1 protein-coding gene is annotated in these 1,490 nt (G+C 54.3%); it reads left to right on the plus strand.

The genetic code is table 11. The annotated features are described in order from the left end of the window. Positions 1-1,490 (plus strand): beta strand repeat-containing protein (locus ACO0K9_RS27915; RefSeq protein ID WP_422990655.1); only part of this gene is annotated, 1,490 nt, incomplete at both ends.

A 1,490-nucleotide genomic window follows, 5' to 3' on the forward strand; every position in this document is an offset into this window, starting at 1 on the left:
GGTACTGACATTGTTTCCGGCGAAACATTCACAGCCCCACAAGTCTACACACCAGGCGGCAATGCCCGTATCAACAGCCTGCAAGACGAAGACCAACTGACCGGTACCGGCGTCTCCAATACCCTGACAGCCACACTGGGTAATGCCAACGACAACGGCGGCACACTGATCACCCCAAAACTGACCAACATCCAAACGCTGAATGCCGCCTTCACAGGCTCATCCTCCGCGGGTGCCAACCTGGCAGTGACAGGTCTGGATCTGCAAGATGCGACTGGCCTCAAAACCGTCAACATCTCCCGTATCGCTTCTGCAGCTGGTACCAACAATGCCCGTATCGAAAACATCAAATCCGTTCTCGATACCATGTCCATCACCAGCTCCAACGCCAACCAGCAAGGTACAGTTGAATTCTCCTTCGGTACCGGCGTACTGACAGGTGCCAACGTTGGTGCATTGAACCTCTCCGACGTCCAAGTAGGTACAGTCAACATCGGTGGCAATACTTCTGGTTCCTCCGCCAATGGCGTAGGCGGCACAGGCTACGAAACACTGACAGTCAACAGCGCAGGCGCCAACAACTTCATCGGCACACTGAACCTGCCAATGGACACAGGCACAGCCGGTAAAGTCATCATCACTGGCAACACCAACCTGAACCTGGGTTCTACAACAAACGTCGTCAGCTCCGTAGGCACGATCGAATCCGTCAACTACCAAGGCGGCATCCTGCAAGCAGCAGGTCGTCTGTCCACTGTTGATGCATCCGCCTTCACCGGCAACCTGACTATCAACCTCGGCAACGGCATCTTCACTACCGCTGCTGCAGATACATCCGGTTCCGTACAAAACGTCTCCATCATTGGCGGCAAAGGTGCTGACGTCTTCATCCTGGCTGACACCATCGAAGCTGGCGACAGCCTGACAGGCGGCGACGGTAACGACACCCTGATCATCGTCAACGGCGGCAACGTCACAGCCGGTGCAACTGGTTCCTCTATCATCACCAAAGTCGAAGCAGTCCAGGTTTTGTTGAACAACGCCACTTCCACAGTGGACTTCAGCAAACTGCCAGATGTCACAGGCGTATTGGTTCGCAACGTCTCCAACACCAACTTGCTCGCACCACTGGATTCCGCACCAGTCACTGGTACTGATCTGTTCAACCTGAATAAATTGACAGTGGCCCAGGGCACAGCGATTACTGTTCAGCACAGTGACACAGGTTCCAACGGCATCACCCAAACAATCATCAATGCCCGTCTGGCCACAGACACAGGTACCAATGACACGATAGGCGTGACCATCAATGATGGTAAAAACCTGGATCCACGTTTCAACTTCACCCTGTCCACAGGCGCGGCTGAAAACGTCACCATCACAGATGCTGATTCTGAATCCAACACCATCGCCCTGCAAAGCGTTGCTGCACACACAGGCACCATCACCATCGGTACAGCAACAGGAACCGGCGTTGCAGGTGGCTTCAT

It is taken from the genome of Undibacterium sp. Ji50W, assembly GCF_049340445.1.
Classification (GTDB): Bacteria; Pseudomonadota; Gammaproteobacteria; order Burkholderiales; family Burkholderiaceae_D; genus Undibacterium.